This is a genomic window from Paraburkholderia sp. EG286A (genome assembly GCF_040965375.1).
In the GTDB taxonomy this organism is placed as follows: domain Bacteria; phylum Pseudomonadota; class Gammaproteobacteria; order Burkholderiales; family Burkholderiaceae; genus Paraburkholderia.
The window spans coordinates 1165734-1187097 of the sequence record NZ_JBFRCB010000002.1; the positions used below are offsets into that span (position 1 = coordinate 1165734).

Sequence of the window (21364 nt, forward strand, 5' to 3'; positions counted from 1 at the left end):
AGCCGTAATGCGGTTAGCGGTTCACGAGCTTTGCCGGCGCCGAAAGCGCGAGCAGACCGCCCAGGATCATGAACGCCGCGAGCATGTACATGCCTGAGTCGTTGGCCTTGGTGGCCTCTTTGAGCCAGCCCACCGCATACGGGCTCAGGAAGCCCGCGAGGTTGCCGATCGAGTTGATGAGCGCGATGCCGGCCGCCGCGCCCGTGCCCGCGAGCCAGGCCGTGGGCAGGCTCCAGAACAGCGGCAGCGTGGTGAGAATGCCCATGGTCGCGATGGTGAGCGCCGTCATGGCGAGCGTCGTGTCGTGCGCCCACGTGACCGACAGCACGAGGCCGAGCGCGCCGATGGCGGCCGGCACGGCGATGTGCCAGCGGCGCTCGCGCGTGCGGTCGGCGCTCTTCGCCACCAGCACCATGCCGACCACGGCCGCTGCGAACGGAATCGCCGAAAGCAGGCCGATCGTGAGCGCGTCTTTCACGCCGGTCGCCTTGATGATGGTGGGCAGCCAGAAGCTTACGCCGTAGAGGCCCATCACGAACGAGAAGTAGGTGAGGCTCATCACCAGCACGCGCGCGCTCGTGAGCACGGTCATGATCGGCGGGTCCTCCTTGGTGGCATCTTCAGCGGCGATGTTGCGTTCGAGCAGCGCGCGCTCTTCATCCGTGAGCCACTTCGCTTTGCCGATGCGGTCGTCGAGCACGAAGAACACCAGCACGCCGACGATCACCGAAGGCAGCCCTTCGAGCAGGAACAGCCACTGCCAGCCTTGCCAGCCGTTCGCGCCGTCAAAGGACTTGAGAATCCAGCCCGACACCGGTCCGCCGATCACGCCCGACAGTGCGATGGCCGTCATGAACCACGTGGTCATGCGCCCGCGGCGGTGCGCCGGATACCAGTAGGTGAGATAGAGGATGATGCCGGGGAAGAAGCCCGCCTCGCACAGGCCGAGCAGGAAGCGCATCACATAGAACATGGTGGGCGTGGTGACGAACATCGTCAGGATGGAGACGAGGCCCCACGTGACCATGATGCGCGCGATCCACACGCGAGCGCCCACGCGATGCAGGATGATATTGCTTGGCACTTCGAACAGAAAGTAGCCGATGAAGAAAATGCCCGCGCCGAAGCCATAGACCGCATCGGAGAGATTGAGCGCCGAACTCATCTGCAGCTTGGCGAAGCCCACGTTGACGCGGTCCAGATACGCGACCACGTAACACAGCATGAGAAGCGGAATGAGGCGCCACGCGACTTTGCGGTACGTGGCTTCTTCGAAGGCGGAGGGCGGGGCGCCCGCTCCCGCTTGCGGCAGATGATTCGCTGGACTGGCCATGGTGTCTCCTTAGCGATCTTGCTCGTTGGCGTGTTTGTTGTATTGCCACCTTGATATGGCGGGTATTCGACGCGAAAGCACGATCATTCTATACGCGCCGCCGTGGTGCGACGGCGCGTAAATGTCGGGGAAAACACCGATCGGTCGGCTAGCGGGCGCCACTAGACGCAGCGCCCGCCATCCACTTCGATGCAGGTGCCGGTGATGAACGCCGCCTCATCCGAGGCGAGATAGAGGCACGCGTTGGCGACGTCTTGCGGCGTGGAAAAACGCCCGAGCGGAATGGTCGCGACGAAGCGCTGGCGGTTCTCGGGCGTGTCGGGCACGCCCATGAACTCGGCCGTGAGCCCCGTATCGCCGATCACGGGATTCACGCAGTTCACGCGGATCTGGTCGGGGCCCAGCTCGGCGGCGAGCGCCTTGCTGGCGACGATCATCGCGCCCTTGCTGCCGTTGTACCAGACGAGCCCGGGCCGGGGCCGGATGCCGGCCGTCGATGCGATATTGACGAACGCGCCGCCGCCGCGCTCGCGAAAGTGCGGCACGAACGCGCGCACGCTCCAGTAGAGGCCCTTCACGTTGACCGCGTACACGCGGTCGAACTCCGCTTCGCTCACTTCGAGCACCGGCTTGTTGCGATGCGTGGTGCCCGCGTTGTTGACGACGATCTGCACGCTGCCGAAGTCTTCGATCGCCGCCTCGCGCAGCGCGTGCCAGTCGGCTTCGCGCGTGATGTCGCCCTGCACGGCGATGGCCTTGCCGCCTGCGAGCGCGATCTCGCTCGCTACGCGCTCAGCGGCGTCACCGTTCAGATCGTTGATGACGACGTTCGCGCCTTCGCGCGCATAGGTCCTGGCGATGCCTTCGCCGAAGCCCGAGCCGCCGCCCGTCACGACGGCCGTCTTGCCTTTGAGTCGCATGGTGTCTCCGTTTATGTTTATCGACATGATTCAGCCGTGCCGGATCGCGATGGTCTTGAGCACCGTGAAGCCATAGAGCGCTTCGAAGCCCTTTTCGCGCCCGTGTCCCGAGTGGCGCGTGCCGCCGAACGGCAATTCGACGCCGCCGCCTGCGCCGTAGTTGTTGACGAACACCTGGCCCGCGCGCACGCGCCGGGCGAGACGCATCTGGCGCGCGCCGTCGCGCGTCCAGATGCCCGCGACGAGGCCATACGGCGTGCCGTTGGCGAGCTCGAGCGCTTCTTCCTCGCTCTCGAAGGGCATGGCCGCGAGCACCGGGCCGAACACTTCCTCCTGGGCGAGGCGGCTTTGCGGCGGCACGTCGCGCAGGAGCGTCGGGACTTCGTAGAAGCCGCCGCTCGGCGCATCGGCTTCGAGCTTGCCGCTTGCCGCCGTGGCGATGCGGCTCGCGGCCGCTTCGTCGAGAAAGCCGCGCACGCGCTGGCGCTGCTTCTCGTTGATGAGGGGGCCGCAGTCGAGATCGGCACTGGCCGGGCCCACGCGCAACTTGCCGAACGACGCGGCGAGGCGGTCGATGAGCGGCTCGTAGGCGCTGCGCTCGATCAGCACGCGGCTGCCTGCCGAACAGGTCTGCCCCGCGTTCTGCACGATGGCGGCGACGAGCACGGGCAGCGCGGCATCGAAATCGGCATCGGCGAAGACGATTTGCGGCGACTTGCCGCCCAGTTCGAGCGTGACGGGCACGTGGTGTTCGGCGGCCATCTGCGCGACGAGCTTGCCCGTTTGCGGCGAGCCCGTGAACGAGATGTGGTCGATGCCGGGATGCGCGCTGAGCGCCGCGCCCGCCTCATGCCCGAGCCCGGTGACGATGTTGAGTGCGCCCGCGGGCAAGCCGGCTTCGCGCGCGAGTTCGGCCACGCGCAGCAGCGACACGCAGGCGTCCTCGGCGGGCTTCACCACGCACGCGTTGCCGGTGGCGAGCGCCGCGCCCACGCTGCGGCCGAAGATCTGCATCGGGTAGTTCCAGGGCACGATGTGGCCCGTCACGCCGTGCGGCTCGCGCACCGTGAGCACCGTGTAGCCGGCCTGGTAGGGCAGGGTTTCGCCGTGCAGCTTGTCGGCGGCGCCGGCGTAGAACTCGAAATAGCGCGCGAGCGCGGCGGCGTCGGCGCGCGCCTGCTTGAGCGGCTTGCCGGTGTCGCGCGCTTCGAGTTGCGCGAGTTCTTCCTTGTGCTGGCCGACCAGGCCCGAGAGCGCGAACAGCAGTCGCCCGCGCTCCGCGGCGCTCAGTGCGCCCCAGGCGCCTTCGAAGGCTTTGCGTGCGGCCGTGACGGCCGAGTCGATGTCGGCTGCATTGCCGCGCGCGAGCTGCGCGAACGGCTGGCCGGTGGAGGGGTCGATCGCGGCGAGCGTCTCGCCGCTGGCGGGCGATTGCCATTCGCCGCCGATGAAGTGCTTCGCTTCTTCCATGCATGCGCCTCGTAAATGGGGAGGGAAACGCAAAACGGGAAACGTCGCCGAAACGTGACTCGGATCACCCGATGGCGGGCCGCGCCGGCAGATCGATTATCGCGCCAATTTCGGGCGCCACGCGCAGCAATTCAGCAGGCACTTCATCTGCGTGCGGGAAAGCCCTGGGCCGAACTGCCGGCCGCCCTGGCCGATTGGCTATAATGGCGTCCATCCTCCAACGTCCGCGACGTTCGGTTCCGTGCTGTTTTTCCGCGCGAGCCGTCGATTTTTCCCCTTCTCAACAGAGAGCGCTCATGAGCTTTGCAAATGTCCCCGCCGGCAAGGATCTGCCGCAAGACTTCAACGTGATCATCGAGATTCCCGCGCAAAGCGATCCGGTGAAATACGAAGCCGACAAGGACCTGGGCCTGCTCGTCGTCGACCGTTTCGTCGGCACGGGCATGCGCTATCCCGTGAACTACGGCTTCATTCCGCAGACGCTCTCCGGCGACGGCGACCCGGTCGACGTCCTCGTGATCACGCCGTTCCCGCTGCTGGCAGGCTCGGTGGTGCGTTCGCGCGCGCTCGGCATGCTGCAAATGACCGACGAGTCGGGCGTCGACGCGAAGCTGATCGCGGTCCCGCACGACAAGGTCTGCCCGATGACGGCCAACCTCAAGTCGCTCGACGACGTGCCCGAGTACCTGAAGGACCAGATCAAGCACTTCTTCGAGAACTACAAGGCGCTCGAAAAGGGCAAGTGGGTCAAGGTCGAAGGCTGGGTCGGCATCGAAGCCGCCCACAAGGAAATCACCGAAGGCGTGGCGAACTTCAAGAAGTAAATCGCGCTGCAGGTTTGATCGAAAACCGCACGTGCCTGTCAGGGCCGTGCGGTTTTTTCATGGGCGCGCGATCAGCCCACTTCGGCGACGTCGCGCAGTTCGGGCCCCGGCAGGATATCGAATCGCGCGGGCCTACCCACCGCGTAGCCTTGCGCGTAGTCCACGCCCATCGCGATCATCCAGTCGACGATGGCGGCGTCCTCCACGCACTCGGCGATCGTCAGCTTGCCTGCTGCGTGCGCGACCTGGTTGATCGATCGCACGATGGCCTGGTCGAGCGGGCTGTCGATGATGCCGCGTATGAAGCTGCCGTCGATCTTCAGATAATCGACGTGCAGATGCTTGAGGTAGTTGAACGACGACATACCCGCGCCGAAGTCGTCGAGCGCGAAGCGGCAGCCCTGCGCGCGCAGGCGTTCGATGAGCGTGATCGCCTCGTCCAGGTTCGTGATGGCGGCGGTTTCGGTGATCTCGAAACACACGCGCTCGAACGGGATGGACCAGATGCGCTGCTGCTCCTCGATATAGTCGGCGAGCTGCTCGTCGCCGAGCGAGGCGCCCGAGAGGTTGATCGACCAGGTGCCGTAGTCGTGGGTGCCTTCGGCGATCATCGCGAACGCGCTCGCGATCACCCAGCGGTCGATGGCCGGCATGAGGTCGAAGCGCTCGGCCGCGCCGATGAACGCGGAAGGCTCGACGAGCGCGCCTGAGGCGGACTGCATGCGCAGCAGCAGTTCGACGTGCGTGTCGTCGGCCGCCGATGCCGATGTGGACGATTGCGCGAGCGAGAGGATCTTCTGGCCGAACAGGCAGAACTGGCCGTTCTCGAGCGCCGCCTTGATGTCGGAGACCCACGCCATCTGCGCGTGCGTTTGCGAGAGTTCCTCGTCGTCATAGCGAAAGCGGTGCACGCGGTTGCGGCCTTTCTTCTTCGCCATGTAGCACGCCACGTCCGCGGCCTTCATCACCTCCTTCACGGAAACGAGCCCCGCCGCGTCGCCGACGAGGCCGATGCTCACGCTCGTCTGCACGATGCGCCCGGCGCCCGTGAAGCGGATCGCGGCAATGCCCGCGCGCAGGTTCTCCGAAAGCAGCGACGCGTGCGCGGCCGTGCAATGCGGCAGCACGACGCCGAATTCGTCGCCGCCCAGGCGCGCAATGATGTCCTCGCCGCGCAACTCGCTCTTGAGCACGCGGCAGACCTGGCGGATCAATTCGTCGCCGGTCGAGTGGCCGCAGGTGTCGTTGACGACCTTGAACTGGTCGAGGTCGAGGAACATGACCGCATGGCCAGGCTGTCCGGCAGGTGCGCTCGCGCTCTCGTCGAGCAACGCGGCCAGACGCCGCTCGAATTCGCGGCGGTTGTAGATGTCGGTGAGCTCGTCGTGGGTCGCCTGGTAGGCGAGGCGGGCGGCATGCTCGCGCAGCGCGCTCACGTCGTAGAGCACGATGACGGTGCCGATCACGCGGCGTTGCGCGTCGCGCAGCCTCGACACCGAGTAGTCGACCGCGAGACGCGAGCCGTTCGGGCGCATCACGTGCAGACTCGCTCCGCCTGCGTTGCCTGCCGCCTGAGAATTCATCAGGAGATCGAAGCGCTGCGGTTCGTGCGCGTCGTTGCGCAGATCGCAGATCGCGTCGAACGGTTGCGCGAGCATCCCGGCGGCCGCGCGGCCGAGCATGCGTTCGGCCACCGCGTTGCAGTAGGTCACGCGCGCGTGCTCGTCGGTGCGGATCACGGCTTCGCCGATCGAGGCCAGCGTGACCTCCGCCAGTTCGCGTTCGGTATAGGCCTTCGCTTCGGCGGTCCTCAGCTCGGAAATGTCGAACAGGCAACCGACCATGCGCACGGCGCGCCCGCGCGCGTCGCGCACCGCCTGGCCGCGCGCGCGGCACCAGCAGTAGCTGCCCGCGAGCGTGCGCAGACGAAACTCCACATCGAAAGTCGTTGCGCGCGCAAGGTGTTGGCGCAGCGCGTGGCGCACGAGCGTGAGGTCGTCCGGGTGGACGAGCTGGGTGAGGCCCGTGTCGCTTTCGAAGCGCGTGCCCACATCGTAGCCGAGCTGCTCGTAGAGCCAGTTCGAGAAGTAGCATTGCCGGCTGCCGACCTCCCAGTCCCAGAGTCCGGCGTTGATGCCTTCAAAGCCGAGCGTGAGGCGCTCCTCGTTCTTGCGCACTTCGGCTTCGAGGCGGTCGCTGCGTGCGAGCGCGCGGCGGATGAATTGCGAGAACACGCCGAGCAGCACGATCGCGGAGGCGGCGAGCGCGAGCGTGAGGAGCGAGCGTGTGGCGCGCGCGGCGTCGTCGAGCGAGCGGGAAAAGCCGCTTTCGATGGGCGCGAGCTGATTGTCGATCTCGCGCAGTTCCTGCACGAGGCCGGTGGACTCGGGCGCGTGCAGTTTGCCCGCCTGCACGAGCGCGTGCAGGCGTTCGCCGGTATCGGCAAGACGCAGGATATAACGGTCGCCGATCTCCCAGAAGGCTACGGCCGGGCGCATCCACGGCGTGTTCTTGAGCGTGCGGTAGCCCCAGGTCATGCCGTCCATATCGGCGGGCGCGATGCGGCCCAGCTCGAAACCGTGCCGGATCGCCGCGGTGTCCGGCTGCGCGCGGTTCATCTCTAGCCGCGCCGCACGGTCGCCGAGCGGCACGGCAATGCCGGCGAGGAACGCGCGGTAGTCCACCTCGTCGCCGGTGCGTGCATAGCGCTCCAGCGCGTGAACCGCGTCCTTCTGACCCTTCGACCAACTGCTTTCCCCCGCCACATAGGCAAGCAGGATCGACATGATCGAGAGGCTGACCGCGGCGATCGCGGCCATGACGGCAGCGAGCAGCCATAGCGGCAGCAGGACCGCGGTCGTGCGCCGCAATCCGTGCCAACCGGGGGCAAGCTGGCTCGTCTCCGTTTTAATGGGTCTCTTCATGCTTCACCGGTCCCTTCGGCTTGCGAGGTGAAATGAGAGCGCACGCCGGGGGCTAAGACCGGCGTCTTGTGAGCAATAACGGCGAGGGCTGCGGCGGCTTTAGGCTTTAGACGGCGCGTTCGATGAAAAGAGCAAACGCTCTTGGCGCGAGGCGTTTGCTCATTCGGGCGCTGCGGTTTCCGGGGCTTCTTCCGGGGCCGGTGGGGGCGGCGGGGGCAGGACCGATTCGAGCGTGCGCGCGCCGCGCGCGAGCGCGCGCTTTTCGCGTGGGGTGAGGCGCTTGACCCAGTACTCGGCGCTCGAGGCGCGCGCACGGTCGGCGAACTCGAATTGCGCGAGCACCTGCACCGGCTTGCGTGAGCGCGTGTAGCGCGCGCCCGTGCCGCTCGCGTGCTGGGCGAAGCGGGCGGCGACGTCGATGGCGATGCCCGTGTAGACGCTGCCGTCGGCGCATTCGAGCATGTAGAGGAACCACGGCATAGTTCTGGAAGCGATGATCGTTATGGGCGAGCGTGTTTCAGGACACACCGCGCGTGAATTTTACGTACGGGCAACGCGCGCATCACGCTCGAAAAGGATTGCGCTCATTGAGTTCGTGCATGTAGGCGTGAATGTGGTTCGTCTCGCTCTCGAGAAAGCGCGCGACGGCATCGGAGAACGCCGGATGGGCGAGCCAATGCGCCGAGCGCGTGGCGGTGGGCAGGAAACCGCGCGCCATCTTGTGTTCGCCTTGCGCGCCGCCTTCGAACACGTCGAGCTTTTCCTCGATGCAGAATTCGAGCGGCTGATAATACGCGGTCTCGAAGTGCAGGCAGGGCACGTGTTCGAGCGCGCCCCAGTAGCGGCCATAGAGCGTACCGCCCTGGCCATTCTCGCCGCGTTGCCAGACCACGAGCGAACTCGCGATCGGCTTGCCTTCGCGCTCGGCGATCACGAGCAGCAGATTCTCCGGCATCGTCTCGCCGATCCTGCGAAAGAAGTCGAGATTCAGGTACGGCGAAGAGAAATGCTCGCGGTAGGTTTGCCGGTAGCAGCGGCTGAAAAAGCGCCACTCGGTGTCGCTGATGTCCTCGCCGCGCACACGCCGCATCGTCACGCCCGCGTCGTGCACCTTGCGGCGTTCCGCGCGGATGTTCTTGCGCTTCTTCTGCTCCAGCGTCGAGAGGAAGTCCTCGAAGTCGCGATAGCCGTCGTTGAGCCAGTGAAACTGCACGCCTTCGCGCTGCATCATGCCGAGGTCGGTCAGCGCCTCGGCGTCTTCGGTGGTCGGAAAGAGCACGTGCAGCGACGAGACGTCGGCCTGCTCGGCGAAGGCGAGCAGCGTCGCGGCCAGATGGCGGCGCGCGGTTGCATCGGCGGCGATCAGACGCGTGCCCTGCACCGGCGTGAACGGCACGGCGCACAGGAGCTTCGGGTAGTACTCGAGGCCGTTGCGCTTGTACGCGTCGGCCCAGGCCCAGTCGAACACGTACTCGCCGTACGAGTGGCCCTTCAGATACACCGGCGCGGCGGCGGCGAGGCGGCCCGTGCGCGTGTCGGTGAGCGTGACGAATTGCGCGGCCCACCCCTCGTTGGGCGTGGTGCAGCGCGTGGCGTCGAGCGCCGCGAGGAATTCGTGGCGCAAAAAGGGCGTAGGCTGCGCCTGGCGCGCGAGCAGCGTGTTCCATTCGGCGGCGTCGACCTCGGACGGTGAGCCGAGGATGCCCGTGCGATAATCGAAATGTTCCTGTTTCATGCGTGCCCGTTGGCGTGGGATGCGGCTTGGGTCGTTCAGCAGCGCCTGCCGCGGCAAACGGTCATGGTAAAGCAAACGTCCCGAGCGGGTGAGGACCGCCGCGCTTCGTGCAGCGGCGTCAGCCGGGCAGCATCGAGCGGTTCCAAAGCGGCATCAAGCGGTGTCAAGCAGCCCGAACGTCAGAGCGCGCGCTTGCGTGCGCAGCGCGCCCGCCTCAAGGTTATCGAAATGAAAGAGCGCTTCTTCAATCTCTATACGCACGGCTTTGCGCGCGTGGCCGTGGGCGTGCCGCGCTGCCGTGTGGCCGATCCCGCATTCAACGCCAGCGAGACGCTCGCGCTCGCGCGCGAGGCCGCCGCGCAGGGCGCGGCGCTCGTCGCGTTCCCCGAGCTTGGGCTTTCGGCCTATACCTGCGACGACCTGTTCCATCAGCAAGCGTTGCTCGACGCCTGCGAGCGTGCACTCGCGCAGATCGTGGAAGCGTCGGCGGTGTTGCCGATCGTGATGATCGTGGGGCTGCCGGTGCGCGCCGGGCATTCGCTCTTCAACTGTGCAGCCGTCGTGGCGGGCGGGCGCGTGGCGGGCGTCGTGCCCAAGAGCTTCCTGCCGAACTACGGCGAATTCTACGAACCGCGCCAGTTCAGCGCCGCCGATAGCGCGAGCACCGACACCGTGCGCCTCGCCGGCGCGGACGTACCGTTCGGCGCGTCGCTGCTGTTCGAGGTGCCGCAGGTTGCGGGTCTGCGCTTTCACGTGGAGATCTGCGAGGACGTCTGGGTGCCGATCCCGCCGTCGTCGTTCGCGGCGCTCGCGGGCGCTTCGGTGCTCGTCAATCTTTCGGCGTCGAACGTCGTGGTGGGCAAGGCGGGCTACCGTCAGCAGCTGGTCTCGCAACAGTCGGCACGTTGTCTCGCCGCGTACCTGTACACCTCGGCGGGCAAGGGCGAATCGACCACCGACATGGCCTGGGACGGCCACGCGCTCGTGTGCGAAAACGGCGAACTGCTCGCGCAGTCGGAGCGCTTCTCCGACGACTCGCACCTCATCTTCGCCGATGTCGATCTCGCACGGCTGCAGCAGGAGCGCATCCGCCAGACCACGTTCGGCGATTCGATCCGCCGCCACGCCGATGAAGTCGCGAAGTTCCGCGTGATTTCATGCGAGCTGGCCGGCGAGGGCGCATGGCAGCGCGACGCGCTCGCGCTCTCGCGCCGCGTGGAGCGCTTCCCCTATGTGCCGGCCGATCCGAAGCGGCGCGACGAGCGTTGCAACGAGGTCTACAACATCCAGGTGCAGGCGCTCGTGCAGCGGCTTTCGCAGGCGGGCATCAAGAAGGTGGTGATCGGCGTCTCGGGCGGGCTCGACTCCACGCATGCGCTGCTCGTGTGCGCGAAGGCGATGGATCGCCTCGGGCTGCCGCGCGCGAACATCCTCGCGTACACCATGCCCGGGTTCGCCACGAGCGAGCGCACGCTGCGCCAGGCGCGCGAGCTGATGGCGCTGGTGGGCTGCACGGCACGCGAAATCGACATTCGCCAGAGCTGCATGCAGATGCTCGAAGACCTCGGCCATCCGTACTCGGAAGGCAAGGAAACCTACGACATTACTTTTGAAAACGTGCAGGCCGGCGAGCGCACGAATCACCTGTTCCGCCTCGCCAACTTCAACCACGCGATCGTGATCGGCACGGGCGATCTCTCCGAGCTTGCGCTCGGCTGGTGCACATACGGGGTGGGCGATCACATGTCGCACTACAACGTGAATGCGAGCGTGCCGAAAACGCTCATCACGCACCTCGTGCGCTGGGTGGCCGAAACGGGCCAGATTGGCCAGAACGGGGAGAGCGGCCGCGACGTGCTCGAAGCGATTCTCGCCACCGACATCAGCCCGGAGCTGATCCCCGGCAAGTCCGATGGCGCGCCCGAGCAGAAAACCGAAAGCACGATCGGCCCCTACGAGTTGCAGGACTTCAACCTCTACTACACGCTGCGTTTTGGCTTCGCGCCTTCGAAGGTCGCGTTCCTCGCGCGCCACGCGTGGGGTGACCGCGAAGCGGGCGCGTGGCCCGAGAACGCGAAGGTCGCGCGCAATCAGTACGATCTCGCGTCGATCAAGCGCAATCTGCGCATTTTCCTCGACCGCTTCTTCCGCCAGAGCCAGTTCAAGCGCACCTGCATTCCGAATGCGCCGAAGGTCGGCTCGGGCGGCTCGCTCTCGCCGCGCGGCGACTGGCGCGCGCCCAGCGATTCGGAGTCGGTGGTCTGGCTCGCCGATCTGGAGCGCGTACCCGACGAAGCGGGCGGGGCGAGCGCGGCGCCTGCGGGCAAGCCCTCGGCGTGAGCCCCGGCCGCACAGCGTAGAATCCCGATATGTACCGAAATTTCCGACAAATCCGATAACGAGACGAGGTTCGCCATGAAACGCATTACTGCCGTGATCAAACCGTTCAAGCTCGACGAAGTGCGCGAGGCGCTCGCCGAAGTGGGCCTCACGGGCTTGACCGTCACCGAGGTCAAGGGCTTCGGCCGCCAGAAGGGCCACACGGAGCTTTACCGCGGCGCCGAATACGTGGTCGACTTCCTGCCGAAGGTGAAGATCGAGGTGGTGGTCGCGAGCGACCAGGCCGACCAGGTGATCGACGCGATCATCGGCGCGGCGCGCACCGGCAAGATCGGCGACGGCAAGATCTTCGTGACCGACGTGGAGCGCGTGATCCGCATCCGCACGGGCGAGGAAAACGAAGCGGCGGTTTGAGGCCGCGCGCCTTCGAACACCGGAAGCACCCATAGAAAAAGGGACGGCGCCGCCTGCGCGGCCCGTCCCCAGAATAAAAAACGGTGCGATACCCTTTCGGACATCGCACCGATACGCGCCTCTCGCAGCAGCGTGAAAACGTCGATGTAGCTGTTCTTTCTACACTCGCTTCGAATTAGAACGAGTGCTGGATACCTGCGTACACGCCAACCTGGCTGTGGCCCGGAACCGGGTTGCCCGTGCTTGCGGCCGTACCGAAGTTGTTGGCGTTCAGGCCGAAGTTGGCCGTCTTGCTGTTCTGCACCGTGCCTGCCTGGATGTCGAGCAGCGTGCGCTTGGACAGGTTGTACGAGCCGCCGATCGTGTACAGCGTGGCGTTGCCGCCGCCGTTGTTCGCATTGACGTGGTAGACCGCTGCGATCAGGGCTGCAGCCGGCGTCATTTGCCACGTCACACCGCCCCACTCGTGGTCGAGCGTGGTCGGCTGGCCGATGATGCCCGGATTCATGCCCGACGAACGGATGGCTTCGTAGCCGCCCTGAACCTTGAACGCGCCGAGGAACAGGTTGAACATGGCCATGTAATCGCGCGAGTAGGCGAATACGCCGTTGCCGTTACCTTGCGAGGTCGAGAGCGGCGTCTTCGTGCTGCCGTCCAGCGCGTTGTACAGGCCGCCGAGCTGACCATTGTTCGGATTGCGGATTTCGTCATACAGGCCGCGGATCTGGAACAACGAGCTCGTGTAGGTCAGTTGCAGGCCAGCTTCGCGACCCGACGGCGTCGTGTTGTTGCCGTTCCAGTTCGTCGCGTTCGAGAACGCGTACTGGCCGTACACGTCAAAGCCGTACCAGTTCGGCGACTGGTACGAAATGTTGTTGCTCGATTGCGGCCAGTTGCGGCCACGGACCATCGAAGCCGACGACCAGTTCGACTGACCGAACGGGTCGAAGTCCCAAATGCCGTTGGAGATGAACAGCATGCGGCCAGCCAGCAGCGTACCGAACTGGTCGTTCGCGACGCCGATAGTTGCCCAGCGATTCCAGAGCGAGCCGGCCGAGCCGAGCGAGCCGTTCGCGGTGCTGAAGCTGCCTTCCAGGTGGAACAGAACCTTGTTGCCGCCACCGATGTCTTCAACGCCCTTCATGCCCCAGAGGCTGGTGCCCCAGTAGCCGCTTTCGAGCTGAACCTGGCTGGAGCCGTGGGTGGCTTGACCATTTGCGCCGCTGCCGGCACCAATGCCGTTCATATACGCCACACCCATGTCGAGGCGGCCGTAGAGCGTGACGCTGCTTTGTGCATGCGCGATCACGCCAGCCGACATCAATGCTGCGGCGAGCAAAGCTTTCTTCATCTTCTCCTCCATACCCTGTCAAAGAGTCAACCTTAGTACTGCGAAAGACGTCCGTGCGCTTGGCGGCGCTGCGAACAGAAATCGTCGCGTGAGGGAGAATTACCCCGAGGACCGGCGTACGGGCTGGTGCCGCTGCATGACCCGGGCTGGGTCGTCTTGCAGGTCCCCTGGTTGACTGGCATCTCCCGTTCTTTTTGAAGTGAAACTACTTTTAATGAACTTTGTTTTGCTACTTTGGTTACTAATTTAGCAAAAAAGGTCCGCGCTGGCGAACTAATTCGTGCTCGCACCCCGGGATGTCGTCAAATTGCAATATGGTCTTCCTGGATGGTGGTCAGAGAGGTACTACGAATATGTCGAAAACCTTGTGGGACAAGGGACTCACGTCAATTGAATGGCTGAGTTCAGGATTGCCACTATTGACGGGGGATTTCACAAGGAGTAATGCGAAAAACGCCGTTTTTGCGGCTAAACGGACGGCTTTTCGAGGACGAAAGTCCCAAAAAGAAAAGGCGCTGTAAGCGCCTTGTAAAACTACTTTTACTACATCGCCGAAAGGCGGCGACCCTGTGAGTCGTCTTACTTGAGGCTGCCTGAAAGGAACTGGCGCAGGCGCTCGCTCTTCGGATTGGCGAAGACCTCGGCCGGCTGGCCTTCCTCTTCTACGAGTCCCTTGTGCAGGAACATGACGTGGTTCGAAACGTTGCGCGCGAAACCCATTTCGTGGGTGACCACGATCATCGTGCGGCCTTCCTCGGCGAGCTTCTGCATGACCTTGAGCACTTCACCCACGAGTTCGGGGTCGAGCGCCGAGGTCGGCTCGTCGAACAGCATGACGTCGGGGTGCATGGCGAGCGCGCGGGCAATCGCCACGCGCTGCTGCTGACCGCCCGAGAGGTGCGAGGGGTATTGCTTTTCCACGCGCGGCGCGAGACCGACTTTCTCCAGATAGGTGCGCGCGCGATCTTCGGCTTCCTTGCGCGGCAGGCCCAGCACGTGCACGGGCGCCTCGATCACGTTCTCGAGCACCGACATGTGCGACCACAGGTTGAAGTGCTGGAACACCATGGCGAGCTTGGTGCGCACGCGCTGGAGCTGCTTTGCGTCGGCGGGGTGCAGGGCGCCCGTGCGCTTGTCCGCGCGCGTGGCGACTTCCTCGCCGTCCACCACGATGCGCCCTTCGTTGGGCTGCTCGAGGAAGTTGATGCAACGCAGCATCGTGCTCTTGCCCGATCCGGACGAGCCGATCACGCTGATCACGTCGCCGGCATTGGCTTTCAGGGACACGCCCTTGAGGACTTCGTTGTCGCCGTACTTCTTGTGGATGGAGTCGACGAACAGCTTCTGCTTCTGGGAATTCATCAATTGACCTTTAAACACGCCCTCGCGGGCTCACTTGCCTTGCGGTCGCAGGTACGCGAGCCAGCGGCGCTCCGCGCGGCGGAACAGCCACACGAGCGTGAAAGAAATGATCAGGTACAGGAGTGCAGCGATGCCGAACGCGCCGAACGACTGATACGTCGCCGAGTTCACGTCGCGCGCGATCTTCAGGATGTCCGGCACGGTCGCCGTGAAGGCCACGGTCGTTGCGTGCAGCATCAGAATGACTTCGTTGCTGTAGTAGGGCAGGGCGCGGCGCAGCGCCGAAGGCAGGATCACGCGGCGGTACAGCGTGAATTGCGACATGCCGTACGCGCGCGCGGCCTCGATCTCGCCGTAGGGCGTCGCCTTGATCGCGCCCGCGAAGATTTCGGTGGTGTACGCGCAGGTGTTGAGCGTGAACGCCAGCAGCGTGCAGTTCATGCCGCTCCTGAAGAACGCGCTCGTGAGTTCGTGGTTGCGCACGATCTCGAGGCTGTAGAGGCCCGTGTAGCACAGCAGCAGCTGCACGTAGAGCGGCGTGCCGCGGAAGATGTACGTGTAGAGCCACACGAGCCCGGCGAGCCACTTCTTCTTCGACACGCGGGCCACGGCGAGCGGCACCGAGAGGCAGAAGCCGAGTCCGATCGAGATCACGAGCAGCCATAGCGTGATGGCCACGCCGCTGAAATGATAGCCGTCGGAGAAGAGGTAGTTGCGCCAGTATTGCTGGATCAGTTGGACGAAGTCTTGCATGGTCTTGGCCTCGCGCTATTTATAGATCCGCCTTGCGCACACCGGTGGAGTAGCGCTTGTCGAGATACATCAGCACGAAGTTGGAGACCGTGGTGATGACGAGATAGATCGCGCCGGCGAGCAGCGTGAAGAAGAAGAAACGCAGCGTGCCCTTGCCGGCGTCCTGGCTTGCCTTCACGACGTCGGCGAGGCCGATGATCGAGACGAGCGCCGTGGATTTCACGAGCACCTGCCAGTTGTTGCCGATGCCGGGCAGCGCGAAGCGCATCATCTGCGGGAACATGATGCGCGTGAACACCTGCCAGCCCGTCATGCCGTAGGCGTGGCCCGCTTCGAGCTGGCCGCGCGGCACCGCGAGGAACGCGCCACGGAAGGTTTCCGTGAAGTACGCGCCGTAGATGAAGCCCAGCACGACCACGCCCGCGAGGAACGGATCGATGTCGATCTGATCCCAGCCGAGCATGTCGGTGAGGTTGTTCAGCCAGATCTGGATGCTGTAGAAGAGCAGCAGCATGAGCACGAGATCGGGCACGCCGCGAATGAGCGTGGTGTAGAGCGTGCCCGCGCCGTGCGCGACGCGGTTTTTGGAGAGCTTGGCCGCCGCGCCGATCAGCCCGAGCACGAACGAGAGCGCGAGCGACAGCACGGCGAGCTTGACGGTCTGCCAGGTGCCGGCGAGGATCAGCGGGCCGTAGCCTTGAAGAAACATGGGCAAGTCCTTGACGGTGCGTTTCTCACACCGCGAAAGGCGCGGCTGTCTGCCGCGGTTCAAATCCGGTCATGGCCGCGCGTTTTTTAGCCTGGTCGCGCGCGGGCCGATGCGATTGCGCTCGTGAGCGCGCCTGTGACTGTATACGAAGCCCGGTGGCGGTCTATCGGGGAGCCCCCGGGGCTTTGATGTGTCGTGGCGCGAGGCGCGAGCGGTGGGTGTCTCGTTGTTTATTTACCTGCGTGTGCGTTCCCGTTCACTTGCCTTTGTAGATATCGAAGTCGAAGTACTGCTTCGCGATCCTGTCGAACGTGCCGTCCGCATGAATCGCGGCCAGCGCCGTGTTGAACTTCGCTTTGAGTTCGGCGTCGTCCTTGCGCAGGCCGATGGCGGTGCCGTCGCCGATCGTCGCCGGGTCTTCCACTTCCTGGCCCGCCCACGCGAAGCCCTTGCCGCGCGGCGTTTTCAGGAAGCCGAAATCCGCCTGGACCTCGTCTTGCAGCGTGGCGTCCAGGCGCCCGGCGATCAGATCCTGGTAGACCTGATCCTGATTCTGGTACGAGATCACGTTCACGCCCTGCGGCGCCCAGTGCGCCTTTGCGTACGCTTCCTGGGTCGAGCCCTGCTCGACGCCCACGTTCTTGCCCTTGAGCGAAGCCGGCGTGGGCAGGAGCGGCGAGCCCGCGCGCGCGAGCATGCGTGCGGGCGCATCGAACATCTTCGCGGAGTAGTCGATCTGCTGGGCGCGCTGCGGCGTAATGGTCAGCGACGACACGATCGCATCGAACTTGCGGGCCTTGAGCGCCGGGATGATGCCGTCGAGGTCGTTTTCGACCCAGACACACTTCACGTTCATGCGCGCGCACAGGGCTTTCGTGAGGTCGACATCGAAGCCGACGATCTGTCCGTTCGGCGCTTTGGATTCGAACGGCGCATAGCTGGCGTCCACGCCGATGCGAACGGTTTTCCACTCTTTGGCGGCGGCGCTGCCTGCGATCAGGGCGAGCGCCACGCACACTGCAAACTTCTTCATCATTCTCCTGTCGAGCCGGAGCGCGTGCCTTTTTAGCACTGACTCCGTCCCATGCACGACTGATACGGGTGGCGCGGCGCGGTAAGGGGCGCGCGGCCGACGCAAGGCGGACCGGCTCGTGGCCGTTGGCCGCCATTCTAGGCGATCAAAAATGCGGGTCGGAAAGCGCGACGCACTCCGGCCCCGGCGGCAGCGCGCGCTGGCGGGGCGGGGTAGCCGCCACGGGGTGTCCACCCCGCGCCATCAAGCTCACGCTGGCCGAAAAGCGCGGTATTTTACCCGAAGCCGGAGGGCGTGCGGGTCTGACGCAGGGCGACGCCGGCAACGCAGCCCATTGATGTTGCTGGCGAAACGATGCGGTGCGCCGCTGCGGATTGTGCAAGCGGGCCGCCGCCCTTACCTTCGGATATCGACATGATTGACCGGAGATTGCCATGCTGACCATCCGACGCGCCGACGAACGCGGCCACGCCAACCACGGCTGGCTCGACTCGTACCACAGCTTTTCGTTTGCCGACTATTTCGACGAAGCGCATATGCACTACGGTGCGCTGCGGGTGCTCAACGACGACCGTATCGCGGGCGGCCAGGGCTTCGGCGCGCACGGCCATCGCGACATGGAGATCGTGACCTATGTGCTTTCCGGCGCGCTCGCACACCGTGACAGCATGGGCAACGGCTCGACCATCCGCCCCGGCGACGTGCAGCGCATGAGCGCCGGCACCGGCGTGATGCACAGCGAGTTCAACGGCTCGAAGGAAGAGGAAGCGCACCTGCTGCAGATCTGGCTGCTGCCGCGCGAGCGCGGCGGCGCGCCCGGCTACGAGGAAAAGCGCTTCGACGACGCCGACAAGCGCGGCCGGCTGCGCCTCGTCGCCTCGCCAGACGGGCGCGACGGCTCGGTGACCGTACAGTCGGATGCCTCGATCTACGCGGCTCTGGTGGACGGCGAGGAGCGCGTCGGGTACGCGGTGCCGGCCGGGCGGCGTGTCTATCTGCATGTGGCGCGCGGCGCGCTGGACGTGAACGGCCAGCGCCTCGAAGCCGGTGATGCCGCGATGATCGAGGCTGAGGCGGCCGTCGCGCTCGCAAACGGCGCAGCAGCCGAAGTGCTGCTGTTCGATCTCGCCTGAGCCTTTGACGGGCGGCGGCAAGCGGTCGTCCGCGCCATGAAAAAAGCGCCGCGGGGTGCGAATCCCGCGGCGCTTTGTCGCGCTTTTGCGCGCGCGTGTGTGCCGATTACTGCTGCGCAGCCGGTGCCGAAGCGCCGCCCTTGTGGTGCTGCTCCCAGCGCTCGTGCATCTGCTCGTGGCGCTGCTCCATCTTCGCGAAACGCTCCTTGATCGCCGTGCTCACGGTCGTCTTCTGCTGGTCGTTCAGGCCGTTGTAGAAGGCGAGCCAAGCTTGCGTGGTTTGCTCGCGCAGCTGCTGGTTCTGCTGCTCGACCTGTTCGTGCGCCGTGTGCATGGCGTTCAGGTCGAGGATCGGCTGGTTCTTCATCGAATCGAACTGCTGCTTCATCTGTTCATGATTCTTGCGCATGGCCTGACCGTTCTGCTTCATCGTGTCGAGCGCGGCCTGCCATTGCTTTTCCTGCGCGGCGTTCAGGTTCAGCTTGTCGTGCAGCTTCTTGAAGCCGAGCATGAAGTCGCCGTGCATGCCGGGGCCGCCATGCATGCCCGGACCGCCGTGCATCATGCCGGAACCGCCCTGGGGCGGCGGCGGGGTCTGGGCGTTGGCGGCGGTGGCGCCCACGGTGAGCGCGAGCGAGGCAGCGGCGATGGCGAGAAGGCGCGAAGTCGTCTTGTACATGGTGATGCTCCTGACAAATCCATGAGGGTTTTATCCGGTCTGGCGCGGCGCTTTCGGAAAGTGGTGGCGCTCGCAACCGGTGTCCCTAGCGTATCGACCCGGCAGGCGGCGCGTGTTACGTGGCGGGCCGCCGAGATTACGCGACATTACACGCGCCTTTCGCGGTAACACCTCGTAACCCAGCTGGAAGAGCTGTAAGCAAACGGCCCGTGCGCGCGCGTTACACTTCATCCCATGGCTACTCAAATCCTTGTCGTCGACGACGACCTCGAACTACGCGACCTCCTGCGCGACTATCTCGCGCGCCAGGGCATGGAGGTCTCGGTGCTGCACGACGCCGGCTCGCTGGAGCGGCGGCTCGAGCGCGAGCGCCCGGACCTGATCGTGCTCGACCTGATGATGCCGGGCGTCGACGGCCTGACCGCGCTGCGCAAGCTGCGCGCAGCCGGCGACGACATCCCCGTGATCATGCTGACGGCGCGCGCGGACGACGTGGACCGCATCGTCGGCCTCGAACTCGGCGCGGACGACTACCTCGGCAAGCCGTTCAACCCGCGCGAGCTGCTCGCGCGCGTGCAGGCGGTGCTGCGCCGGCGCCGCACGGTGCCTTCGGCCGCGGCGCCCGAGCAGCGCGAGCCGTACGCGTTCGGCCGCTTCACGCTCGACTTCCAGTCGCGCACGCTGCAGCAGGAAGGCAAGCCGATCATGCTGTCGGGCAGCGAGTTCGCGCTCCTGAAGATTTTCGTGAATCACCCCATGCGTACGCTCACGCGCGAGCGCCTGCTGGAGTTGCTGCACGGTCCCGAGTACGACGGCACCGACCGCGGCATCGACGTGCAGGTGTGGCGTCTGCGGCGCATTCTCGAAAGCGACCCGTCCACGCCGCGCTTCATTCAGACCGTACGCGGGCGCGGCTACGTGTTCGTTCCCGACGGAGAGCAGGGCAACCATGCGCCGGCCGGTTGATTCGCTGTTCGGGCGCCTCGCGGTCATCTTCATCGGCGTTCTGCTGGTGTCGCATGTCGCCTGGTTCACGCTCATGCGCGTCGAACACAATCAGATGCAAACGCGCTACGCCGTCGAGGAAGCGACCTTCCTCGTCGACGCGGTGCGCCAGCACGTCGAGCGCGAGCCCGACCAGCCGCTGCCTTCGCGCGTGCAGCTCGTCGATCCGGCGAGTCCCGCCGTGCCGCCCGTCACCGAACGCATGCCCGAGCCGCTGCGCCGTTTCATCGACGACGTGCGCGAACGCATGCCGCCCGGCACCGACGTGCGCGTCGGGCCGCCCGGCGGGCCGCCCACGCTGTGGGTGCGCGGGCCGCAGGACGCCCGCTGGATCGTCCTGCCGGGCCAGCCGCTGCGCATCATGCGGCCGCTCGACAAGTTTCTGCCCTGGGTCATCACCATTTTCGCCACCGCCGTGATCGCCGCGCTCGTGGCCGCCTGGATGCTGCAGCAGCCGCTGAGCGCGCTCGCACAGGCGGTGGGGCGCTTTGGCCGCGGCGAGCCCGTGCCGCCCGTGCCCGAACGCGGGCCGCGCGAGCTGCGTCAGCTCACGCTGGGCTTTAACCAGATGGTCAAGGAAGTCGAGCGTACGGAGAAAGACCGCGCCGTCATGCTCGCGGGCGTCGCGCACGATCTCAAGACGCCGCTTGCCCGGCTGCGCCTGCGCGCCGAAATGATGGACGAGCAAAAGGTGCGCGACGGCGTGGTGCGCGACGTCGAGTCGATGGCGCACATCGTCGACCAGTTCCTCGTGTTTGCGCACGACGGCGCCGATCGCAGCGAGCCCGTCGAGGTCGACGACCAGTGCGAGCGCATCGCGCGCAACCACCGCACCGCGAGCGGCGAGACGATTGCGATCGAAACGCGTCTGCGCGCGGGTCCGGAGTTTCGTCTGCCCGCGGCCACGCTCGAACGCGTGGTCTCGAACCTGCTCGACAACGCGCATGCGTATGGCGCACCGCCCGTCGTGATCGAGAGCGAGCGCGGCGCGACGGGTTTTTCGCTCACCGTGCGCGACCACGGCAAGGGCATCCCCGACCAGGAACTGACGCAGGCGAGCCGGCCGTTCGTGCGTCTCGACCCGGCGCGCGGCGGCAACGGCCACAGCGGCCTCGGCCTCGCGATCGTCGAGCGGCTCGTGCGCCGCGCGGGCGGCGAACTCTCGATCGGCAACGGCGAGAGCGGCGGGCTCGCGGTGCGTATGACGTTTGCGTTCGACGTGGTGGAGCGCACCGTCACCGAGGCGGCGCAGATCTGGTAAATCGCGTGGGAATGGTTTGGCGGAAGCCCGCACCGAACAGGCGGGACATGGCCGGATGGGCTCGACGTGGTACTGAGCTGGTATGACCAGGCGGGAACCGGACGTTCCGCCCGAAGGC

18 protein-coding genes are annotated in these 21364 nt (G+C 65.6%); 6 read left to right on the forward strand and 12 right to left on the reverse strand.

Going from position 1 to position 21364, the window contains the following annotated elements:
• Positions 1-13: 13 nt before the first annotated feature.
• From AB4Y35_RS11835 to AB4Y35_RS11845, 3 genes are all read right to left on the reverse strand, one after another.
• Positions 14-1333 carry an MFS transporter gene (locus AB4Y35_RS11835; protein WP_368704520.1) on the reverse strand — a complete coding sequence of 440 codons (1320 nt, stop codon included), beginning with the start codon at positions 1331-1333 and terminating at the stop codon, positions 14-16.
• Positions 1334-1494: 161 nt separating this feature from the next.
• A complete protein-coding gene (locus AB4Y35_RS11840) occupies positions 1495-2253 on the reverse strand; it encodes an SDR family oxidoreductase (protein ID WP_069265421.1) in 759 nt (252 codons plus the stop codon).
• A 30-nt stretch (positions 2254-2283) separates the two neighbouring features.
• Entirely contained in the window at positions 2284-3723 is a 1440-nt protein-coding gene (locus AB4Y35_RS11845) for an aldehyde dehydrogenase family protein (RefSeq protein WP_368704521.1), read from the reverse strand.
• A gap of 296 nt (positions 3724-4019) precedes the next feature.
• Here AB4Y35_RS11845 and ppa point away from each other — a divergent pair, with 296 nt between their 5' ends.
• Complete coding sequence (ppa, locus tag AB4Y35_RS11850; RefSeq protein WP_028207725.1) at positions 4020-4547, forward strand: inorganic diphosphatase; 528 nt, start codon at positions 4020-4022, stop codon at positions 4545-4547.
• 71 nt (positions 4548-4618) lie between these two features.
• Here ppa and AB4Y35_RS11855 read toward each other — a convergent pair whose 3' ends face one another.
• The 3 genes from AB4Y35_RS11855 to AB4Y35_RS11865 form a co-directional block, all read right to left on the reverse strand.
• On the reverse strand, positions 4619-7471 hold the full coding sequence (locus tag AB4Y35_RS11855; protein ID WP_368704522.1) for an EAL domain-containing protein: 2853 nt from the start codon (positions 7469-7471) through the stop codon (positions 4619-4621).
• 159 nt (positions 7472-7630) lie between these two features.
• A complete protein-coding gene (locus AB4Y35_RS11860; protein WP_368704523.1) occupies positions 7631-7951 on the reverse strand; it encodes a GIY-YIG nuclease family protein in 321 nt (106 codons plus the stop codon).
• Between the two features lie 82 nt (positions 7952-8033).
• A complete protein-coding gene (locus AB4Y35_RS11865; protein ID WP_368704524.1) occupies positions 8034-9206 on the reverse strand; it encodes a GNAT family N-acetyltransferase in 1173 nt (390 codons plus the stop codon).
• Positions 9207-9434: 228 nt separating this feature from the next.
• On the opposite strand from AB4Y35_RS11865, the gene AB4Y35_RS11870 reads away from it, so the two are divergent.
• Entirely contained in the window at positions 9435-11546 is a 2112-nt protein-coding gene (locus AB4Y35_RS11870) for an NAD(+) synthase (protein ID WP_368704525.1), read from the forward strand.
• Between the two features lie 75 nt (positions 11547-11621).
• The gene (locus tag AB4Y35_RS11875) at positions 11622-11960 is read left to right on the forward strand and encodes a P-II family nitrogen regulator (protein WP_028207721.1); all 339 of its coding nucleotides are present in this window, start codon (positions 11622-11624) and stop codon (positions 11958-11960) included.
• Between the two features lie 175 nt (positions 11961-12135).
• Here the strand turns inward: AB4Y35_RS11875 and AB4Y35_RS11880 are convergent, their stop codons facing one another.
• The 5 genes from AB4Y35_RS11880 to AB4Y35_RS11900 form a co-directional block, all read right to left on the reverse strand.
• Positions 12136-13311 (reverse strand): porin, encoded by a 1176-nt coding sequence (locus AB4Y35_RS11880; RefSeq protein WP_254355771.1) that lies wholly within the window; start codon positions 13309-13311, stop codon positions 12136-12138.
• A gap of 579 nt (positions 13312-13890) precedes the next feature.
• Positions 13891-14673: an ABC transporter ATP-binding protein gene (locus AB4Y35_RS11885; RefSeq protein WP_110388757.1), complete on the reverse strand. Its 783-nt coding sequence runs from the start codon at positions 14671-14673 to the stop codon at positions 13891-13893.
• 30 nt (positions 14674-14703) lie between these two features.
• Positions 14704-15426, reverse strand: coding sequence for an ABC transporter permease (locus AB4Y35_RS11890; protein WP_028210520.1), 723 nt, complete (start codon positions 15424-15426; stop codon positions 14704-14706).
• 19 nt (positions 15427-15445) lie between these two features.
• Positions 15446-16135 (reverse strand): ABC transporter permease, encoded by a 690-nt coding sequence (locus tag AB4Y35_RS11895; protein WP_028207717.1) that lies wholly within the window; start codon positions 16133-16135, stop codon positions 15446-15448.
• Between the two features lie 256 nt (positions 16136-16391).
• Positions 16392-17168 carry an ABC transporter substrate-binding protein gene (locus tag AB4Y35_RS11900; RefSeq protein WP_368704658.1) on the reverse strand — a complete coding sequence of 259 codons (777 nt, stop codon included), beginning with the start codon at positions 17166-17168 and terminating at the stop codon, positions 16392-16394.
• A 434-nt stretch (positions 17169-17602) separates the two neighbouring features.
• Between AB4Y35_RS11900 and AB4Y35_RS11905 the strand changes: the two genes are divergently transcribed.
• Positions 17603-18301, forward strand: coding sequence for a pirin family protein (locus AB4Y35_RS11905; RefSeq protein WP_368704526.1), 699 nt, complete (start codon positions 17603-17605; stop codon positions 18299-18301).
• A gap of 106 nt (positions 18302-18407) precedes the next feature.
• On the opposite strand, the gene AB4Y35_RS11910 is transcribed toward AB4Y35_RS11905, so the two are convergent.
• Positions 18408-18980: a periplasmic heavy metal sensor gene (locus tag AB4Y35_RS11910; RefSeq protein ID WP_368704527.1), complete on the reverse strand. Its 573-nt coding sequence runs from the start codon at positions 18978-18980 to the stop codon at positions 18408-18410.
• Between the two features lie 234 nt (positions 18981-19214).
• On the opposite strand from AB4Y35_RS11910, the gene AB4Y35_RS11915 reads away from it, so the two are divergent.
• On the forward strand, positions 19215-19946 hold the full coding sequence (locus AB4Y35_RS11915; RefSeq protein ID WP_028207713.1) for a response regulator: 732 nt from the start codon (positions 19215-19217) through the stop codon (positions 19944-19946).
• Complete coding sequence (locus AB4Y35_RS11920) at positions 19930-21246, forward strand: ATP-binding protein (protein ID WP_368704528.1); 1317 nt, start codon at positions 19930-19932, stop codon at positions 21244-21246. The genes AB4Y35_RS11915 and AB4Y35_RS11920 overlap by 17 nt, the downstream gene beginning before the upstream one ends.
• The last annotated feature ends 118 nt before the right edge of the window (positions 21247-21364 follow it).

Coding starts and splice junctions, on each gene's coding strand:
- AB4Y35_RS11835 (WP_368704520.1), bottom strand. CDS start 1,333: ATGGCCAGTCCAGCGAATCATCTGCCGCAAGCGGGAGCGGGCGCCCCG.
- AB4Y35_RS11840 (WP_069265421.1), bottom strand. CDS start 2,253: ATGCGACTCAAAGGCAAGACGGCCGTCGTGACGGGCGGCGGCTCGGGC.
- AB4Y35_RS11845 (WP_368704521.1), bottom strand. CDS start 3,723: ATGGAAGAAGCGAAGCACTTCATCGGCGGCGAATGGCAATCGCCCGCC.
- ppa (WP_028207725.1), top strand. CDS start 4,020: ATGAGCTTTGCAAATGTCCCCGCCGGCAAGGATCTGCCGCAAGACTTC.
- AB4Y35_RS11855 (WP_368704522.1), bottom strand. CDS start 7,471: ATGAAGAGACCCATTAAAACGGAGACGAGCCAGCTTGCCCCCGGTTGG.
- AB4Y35_RS11860 (WP_368704523.1), bottom strand. CDS start 7,951: ATGCCGTGGTTCCTCTACATGCTCGAATGCGCCGACGGCAGCGTCTAC.
- AB4Y35_RS11865 (WP_368704524.1), bottom strand. CDS start 9,206: ATGAAACAGGAACATTTCGATTATCGCACGGGCATCCTCGGCTCACCG.
- AB4Y35_RS11870 (WP_368704525.1), top strand. CDS start 9,435: ATGAAAGAGCGCTTCTTCAATCTCTATACGCACGGCTTTGCGCGCGTG.
- AB4Y35_RS11875 (WP_028207721.1), top strand. CDS start 11,622: ATGAAACGCATTACTGCCGTGATCAAACCGTTCAAGCTCGACGAAGTG.
- AB4Y35_RS11880 (WP_254355771.1), bottom strand. CDS start 13,311: ATGAAGAAAGCTTTGCTCGCCGCAGCATTGATGTCGGCTGGCGTGATC.
- AB4Y35_RS11885 (WP_110388757.1), bottom strand. CDS start 14,673: ATGAATTCCCAGAAGCAGAAGCTGTTCGTCGACTCCATCCACAAGAAG.
- AB4Y35_RS11890 (WP_028210520.1), bottom strand. CDS start 15,426: ATGCAAGACTTCGTCCAACTGATCCAGCAATACTGGCGCAACTACCTC.
- AB4Y35_RS11895 (WP_028207717.1), bottom strand. CDS start 16,135: ATGTTTCTTCAAGGCTACGGCCCGCTGATCCTCGCCGGCACCTGGCAG.
- AB4Y35_RS11900 (WP_368704658.1), bottom strand. CDS start 17,168: ATGAAGAAGTTTGCAGTGTGCGTGGCGCTCGCCCTGATCGCAGGCAGC.
- AB4Y35_RS11905 (WP_368704526.1), top strand. CDS start 17,603: ATGCTGACCATCCGACGCGCCGACGAACGCGGCCACGCCAACCACGGC.
- AB4Y35_RS11910 (WP_368704527.1), bottom strand. CDS start 18,980: ATGTACAAGACGACTTCGCGCCTTCTCGCCATCGCCGCTGCCTCGCTC.
- AB4Y35_RS11915 (WP_028207713.1), top strand. CDS start 19,215: ATGGCTACTCAAATCCTTGTCGTCGACGACGACCTCGAACTACGCGAC.
- AB4Y35_RS11920 (WP_368704528.1), top strand. CDS start 19,930: ATGCGCCGGCCGGTTGATTCGCTGTTCGGGCGCCTCGCGGTCATCTTC.